At 71.9% G+C, this 1,333-nt stretch carries 1 protein-coding gene; it reads right to left on the reverse strand.

Going from position 1 to position 1,333, the window contains the following annotated elements; genetic code table 11:
- Positions 1-1,333: cellulase family glycosylhydrolase (locus tag AC1D15_RS32550; protein WP_477829316.1), on the reverse strand; the 1,333-nt coding region annotated here is incomplete at both ends.

Below are 1,333 nucleotides of genomic sequence, written 5' to 3' on the forward strand. Positions count from 1 at the left end.
GAACGGCAGCAGCTGCTGCAGGAAGGGCGCACCGGCCGTCCCCGGTGCGTTGTGCTCGCCGGTTTCCGCGAAGACGATCGGCACATGCGCCGACAAGGCCTGAACCACCGGCCAGTTCGCCGGCATGCTCCAGGTGCTCGACAGGTTGCCCCAGCCGCCGAGCAGGAAGCTCGCGCCGCTGCCCGTGCCGCTGCCGGCCGCCGCCGGCACCGCCGCCGTCGGCAGGGCCGTCTGCAGGTACCTGCCCGCGGTGACGATCTCCGCCGCCGCCACCGCGCCGCCCACGCCCACGGCCGTCACGCGCACTTGTGCGGGCTCGTACACCGTGTTCGGCTTCGCGAGCGTCAGCGTGGCGCCGACGGCATACCCGGTGCCGCCGGCCGAGACGCCGGCCGTCGTCGGGCGCTGCATCGGCGGGTAGGGGTGCCATGACGCGGCCATCTGCTTCAGCGGGTCGGTCGGCATGTTCGCCAGCCAGCCGCCCAGGTTGTTGCTGAACTCGGTGCCGCCGACCAGCACGACGTTGGCGGCGCCGGTCGCGCGCACCGCGTCCAGCATCGCCTGCATGCCGACCGATCGCCACGGGCCGGTGATGTTGCGGTAGTTCGAGGTGGCGCTCGTCGCGGGAAAGTAGTCGAGCGTGCCACCGGTCATCAGCACGCGCCACGCGTCCTGCCCGGCGCCCAGGCCGAAGAAGTAGGGCTCGTTGTAGAGCGAGAAGATCACCGAGCCGTTGCCCTTGAAGGCGGTCGCCACCGAGGTCCAGAAATCGAGCGAGTGGTCCGCATTGGCCATCTGCGTCTGCACCATCGGGCAGGCGTTGCCCGGTGCGCCCCAATGCAGTTCGATGATCACGTACAGGCCGGCGGCGTTGGCCTGCTGCACCTGCGTCGCGATGGCGGCGCGGTAGTTGCCGCCGGGGTCGCCCTGGCGCGTCACGCCGTCGGTGTCGACGCAGGTGAGGCCCAGCCACGAGGTCTCGTTCAGCGTGAAGCGCACGGTGTTCGCATGCCACGCCTGCAGGGCCGGCCACCTCGGCCCGCCCGGTTGCCCGGCCTGCCCGCCGGACGGGTCCCCCGGACTCCAGCCGCCGATCGCGACGAACTCGAAGCCGCTGAAGCTGACGCCGCGCAGCTGCAGCACGTTGCCGGCGGCATCCACCAGGCGATTGCCCTGCACGCGCACCGCCGGCACCGTCGCGGCGGTCGCGGGCGTGATGCGGATCGATGCGGAGGCCGGCGCCCCGAGTGCCAGGCCGTTGGTCGGGTTCGACAGCGCCACGGTGAAGGTCTTGTCGACCGTGTTCGCCGTCGCGTTGCCGATCGGCAGCGAC

Source organism: Rhizobacter sp. P2_H2 (assembly GCF_056403375.1).